This window comes from Paraperlucidibaca sp. (assembly GCF_982810325.1).
The window spans coordinates 52349-67448 of record NZ_CEYEMI010000010.1; the positions used below are offsets into that span (position 1 = coordinate 52349).

The 15100-nt window shown below is 53.8% G+C and carries 15 protein-coding genes; 13 read left to right on the forward strand and 2 right to left on the reverse strand.

The window, feature by feature from the left end:
* Positions 1–64 precede the first annotated feature (64 nt).
* From AC3DKE_RS05445 to AC3DKE_RS05485, 9 genes are all read left to right on the forward strand, one after another.
* Positions 65–1120: an aminoglycoside phosphotransferase family protein gene (locus AC3DKE_RS05445; RefSeq protein WP_411729486.1), complete on the forward strand. Its 1056-nt coding sequence runs from the start codon at positions 65–67 to the stop codon at positions 1118–1120.
* On the forward strand, positions 1117–1833 hold the full coding sequence (murU, locus tag AC3DKE_RS05450) for an N-acetylmuramate alpha-1-phosphate uridylyltransferase MurU (protein ID WP_379071009.1): 717 nt from the start codon (positions 1117–1119) through the stop codon (positions 1831–1833). The genes AC3DKE_RS05445 and murU overlap by 4 nt, the downstream gene beginning before the upstream one ends.
* Before the next feature lie 16 nt (positions 1834–1849).
* Positions 1850–2524, forward strand: coding sequence for a ribulose-phosphate 3-epimerase (gene rpe, locus AC3DKE_RS05455; protein ID WP_340675408.1), 675 nt, complete (start codon positions 1850–1852; stop codon positions 2522–2524).
* A 42-nt stretch (positions 2525–2566) separates the two neighbouring features.
* Entirely contained in the window at positions 2567–3256 is a 690-nt protein-coding gene (locus tag AC3DKE_RS05460) for a phosphoglycolate phosphatase (protein WP_340675409.1), read from the forward strand.
* A 158-nt stretch (positions 3257–3414) separates the two neighbouring features.
* Entirely contained in the window at positions 3415–4899 is a 1485-nt protein-coding gene (gene trpE / locus AC3DKE_RS05465) for an anthranilate synthase component I (RefSeq protein WP_487990185.1), read from the forward strand.
* Positions 4900–4902: 3 nt separating this feature from the next.
* Positions 4903–5487 (forward strand): aminodeoxychorismate/anthranilate synthase component II, encoded by a 585-nt coding sequence (locus tag AC3DKE_RS05470; protein WP_340675411.1) that lies wholly within the window; start codon positions 4903–4905, stop codon positions 5485–5487.
* 2 nt (positions 5488–5489) lie between these two features.
* Positions 5490–6539 carry an anthranilate phosphoribosyltransferase gene (gene trpD, locus AC3DKE_RS05475; RefSeq protein WP_411729585.1) on the forward strand — a complete coding sequence of 350 codons (1050 nt, stop codon included), beginning with the start codon at positions 5490–5492 and terminating at the stop codon, positions 6537–6539.
* Positions 6536–7324, forward strand: a complete 789-nt coding sequence (trpC, locus tag AC3DKE_RS05480) for an indole-3-glycerol phosphate synthase TrpC (RefSeq protein ID WP_487990186.1) — start codon at positions 6536–6538, stop codon at positions 7322–7324. The genes trpD and trpC overlap by 4 nt, the downstream gene beginning before the upstream one ends.
* Positions 7325–7380: 56 nt before the next feature.
* Positions 7381–7806, forward strand: a complete 426-nt coding sequence (locus AC3DKE_RS05485; protein WP_411729485.1) for an OsmC family protein — start codon at positions 7381–7383, stop codon at positions 7804–7806.
* A 13-nt stretch (positions 7807–7819) separates the two neighbouring features.
* Here the strand turns inward: AC3DKE_RS05485 and coq7 are convergent, their stop codons facing one another.
* The gene (coq7, locus tag AC3DKE_RS05490) at positions 7820–8464 is read right to left on the reverse strand and encodes a 2-polyprenyl-3-methyl-6-methoxy-1,4-benzoquinone monooxygenase (RefSeq protein WP_340675415.1); all 645 of its coding nucleotides are present in this window, start codon (positions 8462–8464) and stop codon (positions 7820–7822) included.
* 3 nt (positions 8465–8467) lie between these two features.
* A complete protein-coding gene (locus AC3DKE_RS05495; protein ID WP_340675416.1) occupies positions 8468–8812 on the reverse strand; it encodes a histidine triad nucleotide-binding protein in 345 nt (114 codons plus the stop codon).
* A 345-nt stretch (positions 8813–9157) separates the two neighbouring features.
* On the opposite strand from AC3DKE_RS05495, the gene glnA reads away from it, so the two are divergent.
* The 4 genes from glnA (at position 9158) to rfbC (ending at position 15040) form a co-directional block, all read left to right on the forward strand.
* Positions 9158–10567: a type I glutamate--ammonia ligase gene (gene glnA / locus AC3DKE_RS05500; protein ID WP_340675417.1), complete on the forward strand. Its 1410-nt coding sequence runs from the start codon at positions 9158–9160 to the stop codon at positions 10565–10567.
* 147 nt (positions 10568–10714) lie between these two features.
* On the forward strand, positions 10715–13426 hold the full coding sequence (gene glnE, locus AC3DKE_RS05505) for a bifunctional [glutamate--ammonia ligase]-adenylyl-L-tyrosine phosphorylase/[glutamate--ammonia-ligase] adenylyltransferase (RefSeq protein ID WP_487990187.1): 2712 nt from the start codon (positions 10715–10717) through the stop codon (positions 13424–13426).
* Positions 13423–14499, forward strand: coding sequence for a dTDP-glucose 4,6-dehydratase (rfbB, locus tag AC3DKE_RS05510; RefSeq protein WP_487990188.1), 1077 nt, complete (start codon positions 13423–13425; stop codon positions 14497–14499). Before glnE ends, rfbB begins: the two co-directional genes overlap by 4 nt.
* Positions 14486–15040 (forward strand): dTDP-4-dehydrorhamnose 3,5-epimerase, encoded by a 555-nt coding sequence (rfbC, locus tag AC3DKE_RS05515; RefSeq protein WP_487990189.1) that lies wholly within the window; start codon positions 14486–14488, stop codon positions 15038–15040. The genes rfbB and rfbC overlap by 14 nt, the downstream gene beginning before the upstream one ends.
* Positions 15041–15100 lie beyond the last annotated feature (60 nt).

Sequence of the window (15100 nt, forward strand, 5' to 3'; positions counted from 1 at the left end):
GGTCGCATCAGGATTTAACGGATAATAGAATCATTGACCCCTGTTCAGCTAGGAAAATCCCGTAATGAGCTCAGATGTCCGCGCGCAACAGCTCGCGCAATGGCTGCACGCTTGGCATAAAGGCCAGCCGCAGTGGTCTTCCGCCATGGGCCCATTAACGATGATTTCTGGCGATGCCAGCTTTCGCCGCTACTTCCGCCAAGTGTTTTCGCAGGGCAGTTTAGTGGCTGTCGATGCGCCACCCGAAAAGGAAAATTGCCATCCATTCGTGGCGATTGCCGGTGCGTTACACGACCACGGCCTGTGTGTGCCGCAAGTGCTGGCATGGTCGTCATCGAAAGGATTTATGCTGCTCACCGATTTGGGCGACACCTTGTTAGGTTCGGAGCTGAGCGCGACATCGGTCAACACACTTTATGGTGCCGCGATGACGGCATTGATCGATATGCTGGATTGCCCTGCGCCAACCAATTACGCCTTGCCTAGCTATGACCGTGAGCGCCTGCTAACAGAAATGCGTCTGCTCAGTGATTGGTTTATTCCGCAGCTCTTGGGCGTGACCTTAAATGAAGTTGATGCAGCTGCTCTTGAGGCGCAATTTGGTCTGATCGCCGATGCTATTGCAGAGCAGCCCACCGGCTTTGTTCATCGTGATTATCACTCGCGCAATCTCATGCTCACGCCCGAAGGTGAGCTTGGCATTATCGATTTTCAAGACGCGGTAACAGGGCCAATTACCTATGATCTGATGTCGCTATTGCGCGATGCCTATGTGGTTTGGCCGGCAGAGGATGTCAGTCGTTGGATTGCGCAATTTCATCGCCAGCTGCAGCAGGCAGGCAAACTTGAGCGACATATTAGCTTGAGCTTGTTTGCGCGCTGGTGCGATTGGATTGCCGTGCAACGCCATCTCAAAGTGTTGGGTATTTTTGCTCGCCTAAGCTTTCGCGACGGCAAGCATGGCTATCTCAACGATATTCCTGTGGTCTATCGCTATGCGCTTGATGAATTAGCGCCGTATGCAGAGCTGGCACCATTACGTGCCATTTTGCTGAGGATTTTGCCCGAATATTTAGCGCGCAACCCGAGTGCTGCGCCGACATTGGAGTCGTATTTGTGAAAGCAATGATTCTGGCTGCCGGTCTGGGTACGCGCATGCGGCCACTGACTGATGACACGCCGAAGCCTCTACTCAAGGTGGGTGGCAAGCCGCTGATCGTATGGCATCTTGAAGCTTTGCGTGCGGCAGGAATAACACAAGTCGTTATTAATACTGCATGGCTAGGTAAAAAGCTCGAGCAGGTTTTGGCGGATGGGCGCAGTTTCGGCGTGCAAATTCATTGGTCGCATGAACCTGATGGCAAGCCGCTGGAAACAGCAGGTGGCATCGTGCAGGCGCTGAGCTTGATCGGCAATGAGCCATTTATCTTGGTCAATGGCGATATTTGGCTGCGCTATAACATGACTGCCTTGCGCGGGGCGTTGGCTCCTGGCAAGCAGGCACACTTAGTGTTAGTCGATAATCCTGAGCATAATTTAATGGGTGATTTTGGCTTGCAGGGCATCACATCTGGCGCCCCTGTGGTTGGAGAGCAGGCGTTGCTGACTGATAAGTGTGAAGACTCAGCCTTCACATATGCCGGCTTGGCCGTGTATTGTCCTAGTCTCTTTCAGGGCTTAAGCCAAGGTGTGCGGCCATTGGCTCCCTTGCTGCATGATGCCATTGCCGCTGGCCGTGCCAGTGGTGAGTATTTTCCCGGCCCTTGGGTTGATGTCGGCACGCCGCAGCGACTTACCGACCTAGATACGGCCATCTGCGCCCGCCAAATTTAATCTGTACGAGAGCGTTATGACTGAGTTTTTAATTGCACCATCCATTCTGTCTGCTGACTTTGCTCGCCTTGGTGCGGAAGTCGATGCCGTGCTCGAAGCGGGTGCCGATGTCGTGCATTTCGATGTCATGGATAATCACTATGTGCCGAACCTGACCATTGGTCCGATGGTCTGCAAAGCGCTGCGCAAATACGGCGTCACTGCGCCCATCGATGCGCATTTGATGGTGCGCCCGGTCGACCGTCTCATTGGTGATTTTATTGAAGCGGGTGCCAGTATCGTCACCTTTCACCCCGAAGCCTCTGATCATGTCGACCGCTCGTTGGAGCTGATACGCTCGGGTGGCGCCAAATGCGGGCTAGTGTTTAACCCAGGCACGCCGCTGCATTACCTTGACTATGTGATGGATAAGGTTGATGTGATTTTGTTGATGAGCGTGAACCCCGGTTTCGGTGGGCAGAAATTCATTCCCGGCACCTTGGCAAAGCTGCGTGAAGCACGTGCACGCATTGACGCTTCGGGGCGTGATATTCGTTTAGAGATTGATGGCGGCGTGACCGCGAAAAATATTCGTGAAATTGCCGAGGCTGGCGCTGATATGTTTGTTGCCGGTTCGGCAATCTTCAATACGCCGAGTTATGCCGAAGCTATTGCTGCGATGCGTGCGGAGTTGGCGCAAGCAAAACGCTAGGGCAGACTGGTCGAAGTGCTTTCTAACAGCGGAGTGTGCGACATGGATGAACTGAAAAGTTGGTTTGGTGGTCTACCGCAACTCATTATGTTTGATTTGGATGGCACGCTTGCCGATAGCGCTGCCGATATTGCCATTGCGCTCAATCGCGCGCTGGACGACTTGGCTCTGCCGCCAGTGGCCGATGAAGTGGTGCGCAACGGCATTGGTCGTGGTGCCGCACGCTTAATGGATGTCGCCCTGCAGCATGTGCGGCCTCAGCTCGATAACGCCATGCAGCGCCAAATTGAAAACGAGCAATTGCTGAGCGCTTTTATGCACCGCTACGAAGACGCGGTGTGCGAATTCAGCACGGTGTATCCCGGCGTACGTGAGTTTCTCGACGCGGCAAAAGCGCAGGGCATTAACATGGCCTGCATCACCAACAAGCCGCTAAAGCCCGCCAATGCACTGCTCGATGCGCTCGAACTCAGTGAGTATTTCAGCGTAGTGTTGGGCGGCGATTCTTTAACGCACAAAAAGCCACACCCCGAACCGCTGCAACACTCGCTGCGGCATTTCTCAGTAACTCCCGACAAAGCCCTGATGATTGGTGACTCGCGCAATGACGTGGAAGCGGCGAAAGCGGCTGGCGTGCGTGTATTGGCACTGCCCTATGGCTATAATTACGGCGAAGCCATTGAGGCCAGTGAACCCGATCGCGTGGTTGCCACATTGGCCGACATGCTTTAATTTTCAAACCTCTGTGATAGGCGCGACGGTGTGTCGCGCCTATCCGCTGAATTTAGGTGTGCATGATGCGTTTGCTCAACCGTGTTGACTGCTTCTGCTGGCGATGGTGATTGCCTCGCTAACACGTTGTGCCGTCTGCATTTTTTGAGTGAAACCACATGAACGCTGAAACCTTTGCTGGGCTAGCCGCCCAAGGCTATAACCGCATCCCCGTGGTGCGCGAAATCCTCGCCGATCTCGATACTCCTCTGTCGTGCTACCTGAAAGTGGCGAACGCGCCTTACACCTATTTGTTTGAATCGGTGCAGGGCGGTGAGCAGTGGGGCCGCTATTCGATGATCGGCTTGCCAGCACGAACGGTGTTGCGCATCAATGGTCATCAGATCGACATTCGCCGTGATGGAGTGGTGCTCGAACAGTTCACTTGTGATGACCCATTGGCTTTTGTCGATGAGTTTCGCGAGCGTTATCGCGTACCAGAGCTTGAGCATTTGCCACGCTTCAGCGGCGGCCTCGTCGGCTATTTCTCTTACGACACTGTGCGTTATGTCGAGAAGCGTTTGGCCGCCGTAGTAAAACCAGACCCGATTGGCACGCCAGATATTTTCTTTATGGTGTCAGATGAAGTCTTGGTTTTCGACAACATCAAGGGCACGGTGCTGCTCGTTGTCCATGCCGACCCTGCACAGGCTGATGCGCTGGCGAATGCTGAAAAGCGTATCGACGATTTGGTGGCGGTACTGCGCCAACCTATCTCCGTGCGTCCAGAAGATGCCTTTGTGCCTGATCAGGTCACGTGCGAGGCAGACTTTGTTTCTAGCTTTCCTGAGGCCGACTTTAAGGCCGGCGTGAACCGTATCAAGGATTATGTGCTGGCGGGCGATGTCATGCAGGTCGTGCCGTCGCAGCGCTTAAGTGCGCCATTTGTGCAGCCACCGTTGTCGCTGTATCGCGCCTTGCGACATCTGAATCCATCGCCTTATATGTACTTTGTTCATTGCGACGACTTCCATATTGTCGGCTCCAGTCCAGAAATTTTGGCTCGCGTTGAAAATGGCCAAGTCTCGGTGCGCCCGATTGCCGGCACACGCAAGCGCGGTGCCACGCCTGAGCGCGATCGTGAGCTCGAAGTGGAGTTATTGGCCGACCCGAAAGAGATTGCCGAGCATCTGATGCTTATCGATTTAGGTCGCAATGACGTTGGTCGCGTCGCACAAATCGGCCAAGTGCGCCTGACTGAAAAAATGAAGATCGAACGCTATTCGCATGTCATGCACATTGTCTCCAATGTTGAGGCGACATTGCGCCCCGAAGTGACGGCGCTCGATGTCCTGCGCGCGACTTTGCCGGCCGGCACGCTGTCGGGTGCACCGAAAGTGCGTGCGATGGAAATTATCGATGAGCTCGAGCCAGTGAAGCGCGGCATTTATGGCGGCGCCGTCGGCTATTTAGCGTGGAATGGTGCGATGGACACGGCGATCGCCATTCGCACCGCCGTGCTCAAAGACGGCCAAATGCATGTGCAGGCAGGCGCTGGCGTAGTCGCCGATTCCGTGCCTGAGCTGGAATGGATGGAAACCTTAAATAAAGCGCGTGCGCTCATGAAAGCCGCTGAGCTGGCATCGACCGGGTTTGGGAGCTAAGCCATGTTGCTGATGATCGATAATTACGACTCCTTCACTTACAACCTCGTGCAGTATTTCGGCGAGCTCGGTGAAGAAGTGCGTGTCTTTCGCAATGATGAAATCACCCTAGAGCAAATTGCTGAGTTAGCGCCATCGCGCTTAGTTGTCTCGCCGGGCCCATGTACCCCGACCGAGGCAGGCATTTCGATTGCTGCCATTGAGCGCTTTGCCGGGCAGATCCCTATCTTAGGTGTGTGCTTAGGTCACCAGAGCATCGGCCAGTTATATGGCGGTGAAGTGGTGCGCGCACGGCAGGTCATGCATGGCAAAACCTCGCCGGTGTATCACGCCAATCAAGGCGTGTTTCGCGACCTTAACAACCCGCTGGTGTCGACACGTTACCACTCGCTAGTGGTGCGCGCCGAGACCTTGCCTGAATGCTTAGAGGTGACGGCGTGGACGCAACATGCCGATGGCTCGCGCGATGAAATAATGGGTCTGCGCCATAAAACCTTGGCAGTGGAGGGCGTGCAATTTCACCCCGAATCTATTCTCAGTGAGCAAGGTCATGCGCTGCTGAAAAACTTTCTTGAGCAGGTGCGATGAGCATGGACATAAAAGCTTCCCTTGGGCGTTTGGTCGAGCGCATCAATCTGTCCACGGATGAAATGCAAGACATCATGCGCGCGCTGATGCAGGGCGAGTTGGCCGATGCGCAAATTGCAGCGCTGCTAGTGGCATTGCGCATGAAGGGCGAGTCGATTGATGAGATTGAAGGTGCAGCACGCGTAATGCGCGAGCTCGCCACGCCGGTCGTGCTTGCTGAGCATCCGCACATCGTCGACATCGTCGGTACTGGTGGTGATGGCGCTAACTTATTTAATGTCTCTACTGCTGCAGCGATGGTGGTTGCCGCCGCCGGCGCGCGCGTGGCTAAGCATGGTAATCGTGCGGTGTCATCGAAAAGTGGTAGCGCCGACTTGCTCGAAGCTGCTGGTGTTAATTTGGCGCTCGATGCCGAGCAAGTCGCACGCTGCATCAATGAAGTTGGTGTTGGCTTTTTGTTCGCAGTGAATCATCACGGCGCGATGAAGTATGCGGTGCCGGCTCGACAAGCAGTGGGCATTCGCACGCTGTTTAATTTGCTTGGTCCACTGACCAATCCGGCCTTTGTAAAGCGCCAAGTCGTCGGTGTATTTAACCCTGCGTTATGCCGCCCGATGGCGGAGGTGCTGATGCGTTTGGGCAGTGTTCATGCATTAGTGGTGTGTGCCAATGATGGCCTCGATGAGGTTTCGCTAGCCACGCCCACCCGCGTGGCTGAGCTGAAAAATGGCGAAGTGAAAGAGTATGTCATCACGCCAGAATCGCTTGGCGTGCCCAGTCAAAGCCTTGTGGGTTTGAGTGTGGCGGATTCGGCTGAATCGCTGGCTCTAATTCAAAATGCCTTGGGCAAGCGCAGCACGCCCGAGGCAGTGAAAGCGGCGCAGCTCATCTCGCTCAATGCTGGTGCAGCGATTTACGTTGCCGGCATTTGCCAGACTTGGGCGCAAGGCGTGGCCTTTGCCGATGACTTAATGTGTAGCGGTCAAGCATTAGAGAAGCTAAATGATCTGCGCTCATTTACCCGTGCCTTGCGCCCGGAGGCCTCAGCGTGAGTACTATTCTCGACAAAATCATGGCGCGTAAGCGCGAAGAAGTTGCCACGCGCCGCAAGCGTTATTCGCTAGCTAATCAAGAAGACTTTGCCCGCGAAGCTAGCCCTGTGCGTGGCTTCACCGCCGCCGTGCAAGGCCGCATTGCGCAAGGTCAATCGGGCGTAATTGCCGAGATTAAAAAGGCTTCGCCATCGAAAGGTGTGATTCGCGAAAACTTTCAGCCCGATGCCATTGCCGCGTCGTATCAAGCCGGTGGCGCTGCCTGTTTATCGGTGCTGACCGATGTCGACTTTTTCCAAGGCAGCGATGCTTATCTCAAGCAAGCTCGTGCTGCCTGCGACTTGCCGGTAATCCGCAAAGACTTTCTCTACGATCCGTATCAAGTAGTTGAAGCGCGTGGCATCGGTGCCGATTGCGTGCTGCTGATCGTGGCTGCGCTTTCCGATGCCCAGCTCAATGAGCTCTATGCCTGTGCTCGCGAGCACAATATGGATGTCTTAATTGAGGTGCATGATCGCGCCGAGCTGCTGCGTGCTTTGCCCTTAGGTAGTCCGCTAGTTGGTATCAATAACCGCAACCTTCACAGCTTCGAGGTCTCGCTCAATAACACGCTAGATTTGCTCGCTGAAATCCCAACGGGGCGCACAGTGATTACTGAGAGCGGCATTAGCACGCGCGATGATGTTGCCTTGATGCGTGAGCATGGCGTCAATGGTTTCTTAGTAGGTGAGGCCTTTATGCGCGCGCCTGAGCCAGGCGAGATGCTGGCGTCTCTGTTTAGTTAAGCATTTTTTTCAAACGGCATTTATAAGCTCAGGCGATTTGAGCAGAGGAGTTCATCATGCAAGCACGCGTTCATTGGCAGGGCGAAGTCAGCTTCCGCGCCGAGTCCGGCACTGGTCATTCGGTTGTGATGGATGGTCCACCGGACCACGGCGGCTTAGATCGTGGCCCGCGCCCCATGGAGCTTTTGCTGATGGGCATGGGTGGCTGCGCTTCGTTTGATGTCATGACCATGCTGAAAAAATCGCGCCAGCAAGTCACTCATTGCGAGGCCGTACTCGATGCCGAACGCGCCGACGCCGTGCCAGCAGTTTTCACCAAAATTCATGTGCACTTCATCGTAGAAGGCATTGGCCTAAATGAGGCGCATGTGAAGCGCGCCGTTATGCTCTCTGCAGAAAAATACTGCTCGGCATCGATCATGCTGCAGGCCGGTGGCGTCGAAGTTACGCATAGCTATGAAGTGTTAGAAACGCCCAGCTAAGCCATGACAGGAACTACACGTAATAAGTAGTTCCTGTCATCACTTTGGCCATCACCGACATGGCGTGCTGCACCGGCGCAGGCAATTCAGCGGCGCCGGCATCAATGGCCATTTGCCGATGTTCCGCTTCGTCGCTATGCATCTGCGCCAGTACCGCGCGGGTGCGGCGATCGTTCATGGGTAGCTGGTTTAAATGCCCCTGCAAATGCTCACAAACCTGAGCCTCAGTCGCGGCAACAAAGCCCAAGCTCCATTTATCGCCAGCCAAACCAGCTAAAGCGCCCATAGCAAACGATGCGCCATAAAACAGCGGATTTAAGCGGCTAGCCGGCGCGCCCAGCTCATCTAAACGCTGCTGGCACCACGCCAAATGATCAACTTCTTCGGCAGCTGCTTGCTGCATATCGCTACGCACTGTTGGCAGCTTTGCGGTTAGCGCTTGGCCTTGATAGAGCGCCTGCGCGCAGACCTCGCCAGTATGATTTACTCGCATAAAGCCGGCCACTTGGCGGCGTTCCTCATCAGATAAGCCTGCTTCAGCATGGGCAATAGCTGGCGACGGGCGCTGTGCCACGGCGGCATCGCGAGCCAGTGTGCGCAAGACTTGGTCGGCCTCGCAGATGAGCTTGTCGACCCAGCTTAATTGACGTTGGCTCATGACTTAACCTGGTGGCCAAGTGAGCTTGCGACCAGCAAGCAAGTGCAGGTGGATGTGGTAGACGCTTTGGCCGCCGTTACCATTGCAATTCATCACCACGCGATAGCCATCGTCGGCCACGCCTAAGTCGGCGGCGAGCTTGCTGGCAGTGGTCATCAGTTCACCTAAAATCAGCGCTTCACTCGCAGGCACATCATTGAGCGTGGTGTAGTGCTGCTTGGGGATAATCAGCAAGTGCGTTGGTGCTGCGGGAAATAAGTCGTGGAAAGCCACCACGCGATCATCTTCATAAACGATGCGAGCGTTGACTTCTTTGTTGGCGATCTTGCAAAAAATGCAGTCGGTCATAAGCTGACTCTGAGGTTTGAGGGTGAATAAAACATATAGCTAGCTAGCCTAAGGGCTCTGCTGTCTTTGAGCAATAAATGCTATTGTATCTCGCCTTGCGGTGAGCTGTGAGCTCATGGCAAGGAGTGCATTATTTTGGTGCGCTCCCGTAGCATTCTGCCTTATTTTGGGGCGTGTGGCCCAGGGCAAGCACCAATGTAGCGCTCGGAAGGCCGCTAGTACTGAGCTTATGACGTTTTGCTCAGACTGGCATGGATGTTGCTGAAACCCTAGTCAGACAACGCGCGCTCTGCGCCTCGTTAGTCATTTACTCGAATTGAACACCAGCTCTCTGGAGGAGCCAATATGTCGAACAAGGTGCTGAATCTGATCAAAGAAAACGAAGCCAGATGGGTAGACTTTCGTTTCACCGACACCAAGGGTAAAGAGCAGCATGTCTCCTACCCAGCCCACACCATAGACGAAGATACTTTCGTTGATGGCAAAATGTTTGATGGTTCCTCCATCGCCGGCTGGAAAGGCATTGAGGCCTCAGACATGATTCTCATGCCCGATGCTGAAACCGCTTTCATGGACCCGTTCTTTGAAGAATCCACCGTCGTTGTTACCTGCGACGTTATTGAGCCAACAACCGGCCAGGGCTACGAGCGCGATCCACGCTCCATCGCCAAACGCGCTGAAGCGTATTTGCAGTCGACCGGTATTGGCGACACTGCATTCTTTGGCCCAGAGCCAGAGTTCTTCATTTTTGACGACGTTAAATGGCAGATCGATTATTCCGGCTGCAGCGTGAAAATCAGCGCAGAAGAAGCGGCGTGGTCAACCAACAGCACATTTGAAGGCGGCAACTCAGGCCACCGTCCTAGCATCAAAGGCGGCTACTTCCCCGTGCCACCAATGGACCCAGCGCAAGATTTACGTGCTGCCATGTGTACTGCTATCGAAGCTATGCTTGGCGAAGGTAAAGTTGAAGTGCAGCACCACGAAGTGGCGACTTGCCAGGCCGAAATCGGTGTCACTTTTAACACGCTAGTGCGCAAAGCTGACGAAGTGCAGGTACTGAAATACGCCATTCACAACACGGCTCACGCCTACGGTAAAACTGCTACGTTTATGCCTAAGCCCATCGTTGGAGACAACGGCTCTGGCATGCACGTGCATATGTCCATCTCCAAAGATGGCAAAAACCTGTTTGCTGGCGACCAGTACGCGGGCTTGTCGGAAATGGCTTTGTTCTTCATCGGCGGCATCATCAAGCATGCCCGCGCTTTGAACGCGATCACCAACCCCTCGACCAATAGCTATAAGCGTCTCGTGCCACATTACGAAGCGCCCATCATGCTGGCTTATTCGGCACGCAACCGTTCAGCTTCGATCCGTATTCCTTATGTGTCGAGCCCGAAAGGCAAGCGTATTGAAGCGCGCTTCCCAGACCCCGTAGCTAACCCCTACCTGTGTTTTGCTGCGCTGTTGATGGCTGGCCTCGATGGCATCCAAAACAAAATGCACCCAGGCGAAGCAGCAGACAAAAACCTGTATGACTTACCGCCAGAGGAAGAAGCGAAGATCCCAACAGTAGCTCACAGCTTAGAAATGGCTCTCGACGCTCTGAAGGCTGACCATGACTTCCTGCTTAAAGGTGGCGTGTTCACTAAAGAAATGTTGGATGCCTACATTGAGTTGAAAACTGAAGAAGCTCGCCGTGTTAGCACGACGACTCACCCAGTTGAATTCGATATGTACTACAGCTGCTAGTCGCTTAGCGGTTTTAGCTGCGCCAAAAGGCCTGCCTCGTGCAGGCCTTTTTGTTATTGGGCATCGGCAAAATGTTATGGTGCGTGGCATCATCAGCGCTGATTTGAGCGCGATAGCATTAAGCAAAACTATTAGAAGGGAACAGGCATGGAGCTGCTGAAAAACGCACTAGCGTGGTCGCCATGGTTCGCCCAGCAATATGAGCTACTAACACCGGTGCAGCGCGAGGCTTTGCTGGCATCGTTGTTGCTGGCGCGGAGTGCTGCTGATTGGCAGGCCTTGGCTCAAGCGCAAATAGCTGATCTGCCAAGCGCCGAGTCGCGTCCATTACCAGAGCTTGCTCGTGGCGTTGATCCACGCTGGCAGGCACGGCTGCGACAATGGCGCCGTGTTGAGCAAATGCGCTTAATTGCTCGCGATATGTCGCGCTTGTCGACCATGCCTGAGCTCACAGCTGAGCTGTCGTATTTTGCCGATGCTGCAGTCGCTGTGGCATTGGCGCAAGCGCATCAAGAAGTTGCCTTACTGCACGGGCAGCCGATAGGTGGCGACAGTGGTAAGTCGCAGGCCATGTTGGTCATTGGCATGGGAAAACTAGGTGGCTATGAGCTCAATCTCTCCTCCGATATCGACCTGATTTTCAGCTACGAAGAAGAGGGCGAAACCGATGGTCGCCGCAGCATTAGCAACCAAGAGTTTTTTAGTAAGGTTGGGCAGCGCATCATTACCCTGCTTGATCCAATCACTGCCGATGGCTTTGTCTTTCGCGTTGATATGCGCCTGCGGCCTTGGGGTGATGGCTCCGCGCTAGTTGCTGGCTTTGATGCACTTGAGAGCTATTACGAGCGCCATGGTCGCGAATGGGAGCGCTATGCTTTTATAAAAGCGCGTATATGCGCTGGCGATCTGGCGGCTGGTGAGCGCTTGATGAAATCTCTCAAGCCTTTTGTTTATCGGCGCTATATTGATTTCGGCGTGTTTGAGTCGCTGCGTGAAATGAAATCAATGATTGCACGTGAAGTGCGCCGCCTTGACCGCGAAGACAATATCAAGCTCGGAAGCGGTGGTATTCGCGAGATCGAATTTATCGCGCAAGCATTTCAGCTGATTCGCGGTGGTGTCGATACGCCGTTGCAAACACGTGAGTTATTGACGGTGTTGCCGTTACTGGCTGAACGTGAGCTATTGCCGCAAGCAGCTGTAGATGAACTGACAGCGGCTTATTATTTTTTGCGCGATTGCGAGCACCGCATACAGGCTTTGTATGACCAACAAACACAAACGCTACCCAGTGCTGCCTCAGATCGTCAGCGCTTAGCAGAGGCAATGGGATATGCCGATTGGCCGATGTTTAGTGCCGCGCTGGCGGCTCATCGCGCAGTAGTTAGCAGCTACTTTCAGGATGTGATTGTTTCGAGTGAGGCTGAGCCTGCAGATGAGGCTGCAATGGATGCCTGGCCAGAGGCTGTGCAAGCGCTGATTGACTCACGTGCTAGTCAGCAACTGGGTAGTACTAGTCGAGCGCGCTTAAAGCGACTACTGCCTTTGCTTGTCACGCAATGCCAAGCGCATGAGCGACCGGAGTTGGCGTTGTCACGCGTACTTCCGCTGATCGAAGCAACGCTGCGGCGCTCGGCTTACCTGATGCTATTAATTGAAAATCCCGAAGCGCTGTCTCGACTAGTGGATCTTTGTGCAGTCAGCCCATGGATTGCCGAAGCACTGGCGCGGCATCCAGTCTTGCTCGATGAACTACTCAATGCCGCCACTTTGTTTGCGCCGCCAAGCGCTGAAGTCTTAGCGACCGACTTACGTTCGCAGCTCATGCGCATCCCCGAGGATGATCTTGAGCGACAGATGGATGTGCTGCGTATTTTCCAAAAAGGTCATGTGTTGCGCGTAGCGGCATCGGACCTGAAAGGCACATTGCCATTGATGAAAATTAGCGATGCACTGACGTGGATTGCGGAGGTTGTGCTGCAAGAAGTGTTGAATCTGTGTTGGCATCAATTGGTGGCTAAGCATGGCCGACCGCATCGTGTCGATGGCAGTGACTGTGAGCCAGGGTTCATCATTGTTGGCTACGGCAAACTCGGTGGCATTGAGCTTGGCTATGGCTCCGATTTGGACTTGGTGTTTATTCACGATGGCGATCCGTCCGGTGAAACCAATGGCGCTAAGCCGTTAGACACCGCCAGTTTTTACGCGCGCCTAGGGCAAAAAATCATTCACATGATGACCACGGCAATGGCCACGGGCCTGCTCTATGACGTGGACATGCGCCTACGACCTTCTGGCGCATCAGGTTTACTGGTGACTTCGCTCGATGGTTTTGCCAAATACCAGGCTGAGCATGCTTGGACCTGGGAGCATCAGGCCTTGGTACGGGCTCGCGTGGTGGCCGGCGATCAGGCGTTGGCGGAAGGTTTTGCCGGTGTGCGCGAAGCGCTTTTACGGCGCACACGCGACGCCGCATCTCTACGTATTGAAGTTGTTGAGATGCGGCAAAAAATGCGCGATCACCTAGCGCCAAAAGATCTGAGCGAAGTGGACTTAAAGCACGGCCCTGGCGGCCTTGTTGATATTGAATTTTTAGTGCAATACCTAGCGCTGGCACATGCTCATGCGCACCCTGAAATCTGTCAGTGGCCGGACAATATGCGCCTGCTAGAGACATTTATGACGGCGGGTATTTTGCCAGCAGCGGATGCGCAGCAGTTGATGGAGGCATATATCAGCCTTCGTGCGCGTGGGCACCGCCAGGCCTTGGCCAATGAGAAGCAGTTGCTTGCGGCAGATGAGCTGCGTAGCGAGCGCGAAGCGGTGCGGCGCATTTGGCAGCAGGTCATGATTGGATGAAGATTTTGCTTACTGGTGGTGCAGGGTTTATTGGCTCGGCTGTTGTTCGCGAGTTAATCGAAAACACAGACCACACTGTTATCAACATCGATAGCTTGAGCTATGCCGGAAACCTTGAGTCTTTAGCTGCTGTAGCAAACTCGCCACGCTATCACTTTGCCCACATCAGCATCATCGATCGATCGGCGCTTGATGCCATATTCGTTAAGCATCAGCCTGATGTCGTCATGCATCTGGCCGCGGAGTCGCATGTTGATCGCTCCATCGACGACCCGAATCAATTTATTCAAACCAATATCACAGGCACCTACACCTTGTTGGAAGCGGCGCGAAGTTATTGGACGGCCCTGCCAGAAGCGCTAAAGGCTAGCTTTCGATTTCACCACATCAGCACCGATGAAGTTTATGGCGACCTGCATGGTGCGGAAGATCTATTTCTAGAAACCACGCCCTATGCGCCGAGCTCGCCATACTCGGCCAGTAAAGCTGCCAGCGATCATTTGGTGCGCGCATGGCAGCGTACCTATGGCTTGCCAACGCTGATCACGAACTGCTCGAATAATTATGGCCCATATCATTTTCCGGAAAAGCTCATTCCGCATATGATTTTAAATGCGCTAGCGGGTAAGCCATTGCCGATCTATGGCGACGGCCTGCAAGTTCGCGATTGGCTCTTTGTAGAAGATCATGCGCGTGCGTTGATTCACGTTGTGACCATGGGCGTAGTGGGCGAGACCTATAATATCGGCGGTCACAATGAGCAGAAAAATATCACCGTGGTGCGCAATATTTGTGCGCTACTCGATGAGCTTGCTGGTGTGCGTAAGCCCGCCGGTATAGCGAAATACGCAGACCTCATTTCGTTTGTTAAAGATCGGCCTGGGCATGATGCGCGCTATGCCATAAATGCTGGGAAAGTTGAGCGTGAATTAGGTTGGCGTCCCGTTGAGACCTTTGAGTCTGGCCTACGTAAAACGGTGCAATGGTATTTGGCTAATGAGCCGTGGTGGCAACGTGTGCTGAGCGGCGCTTATCGTTTGGAGCGAGCCGGGATTAGCCATGAAAATTCATGAAACCTCGCTGGCGGGCGTTTTATTGATTCAGCCTGAGCGTCATCACGATGCTCGCGGCTGGTTTCAAGAGTGCTGGCAGTCGCAGCGTTTTAATGCCGCTGTTGGGCGCGATGTCACTTTTGTTCAAGATAATTTATCGCGCTCAAATCATGGCGTTTTGCGCGGCATGCATCTGCAAAGAAATGTAGGGCAGGGCAAGTTGGTTAGTGTTACTCAGGGCCGTATTTATGATGTGGCTGTAGATGCGCGGCCCCATTCGCCTACTTTTGGCCAACACATTTCATTTGTTTTAGATTCCGAGGCTGGCCAGCAGCTCTGGCTGCCAGAAGGCATTGCACATGGGTTTCTGACTCTGAGCGATAGTGCGCATGTGCATTACAAAGTGACTCAGTTTTACCAGCCAGAGGCTGAGTTAGTTTTGCGATTTAATGATGTTACGTGTGCCATTCAATGGCCATTACACGAGATTAAATCTTCATTAATTGTCAGTGAGAAAGATCAGCAAGGTCTGTCATGGGCGACATTATGTGAGAGTTTATGAAAATTCTAATTACCGGTGCCAATGGCCAAGTGGGCCATGCACTAACGCAGCGTCTGGCTA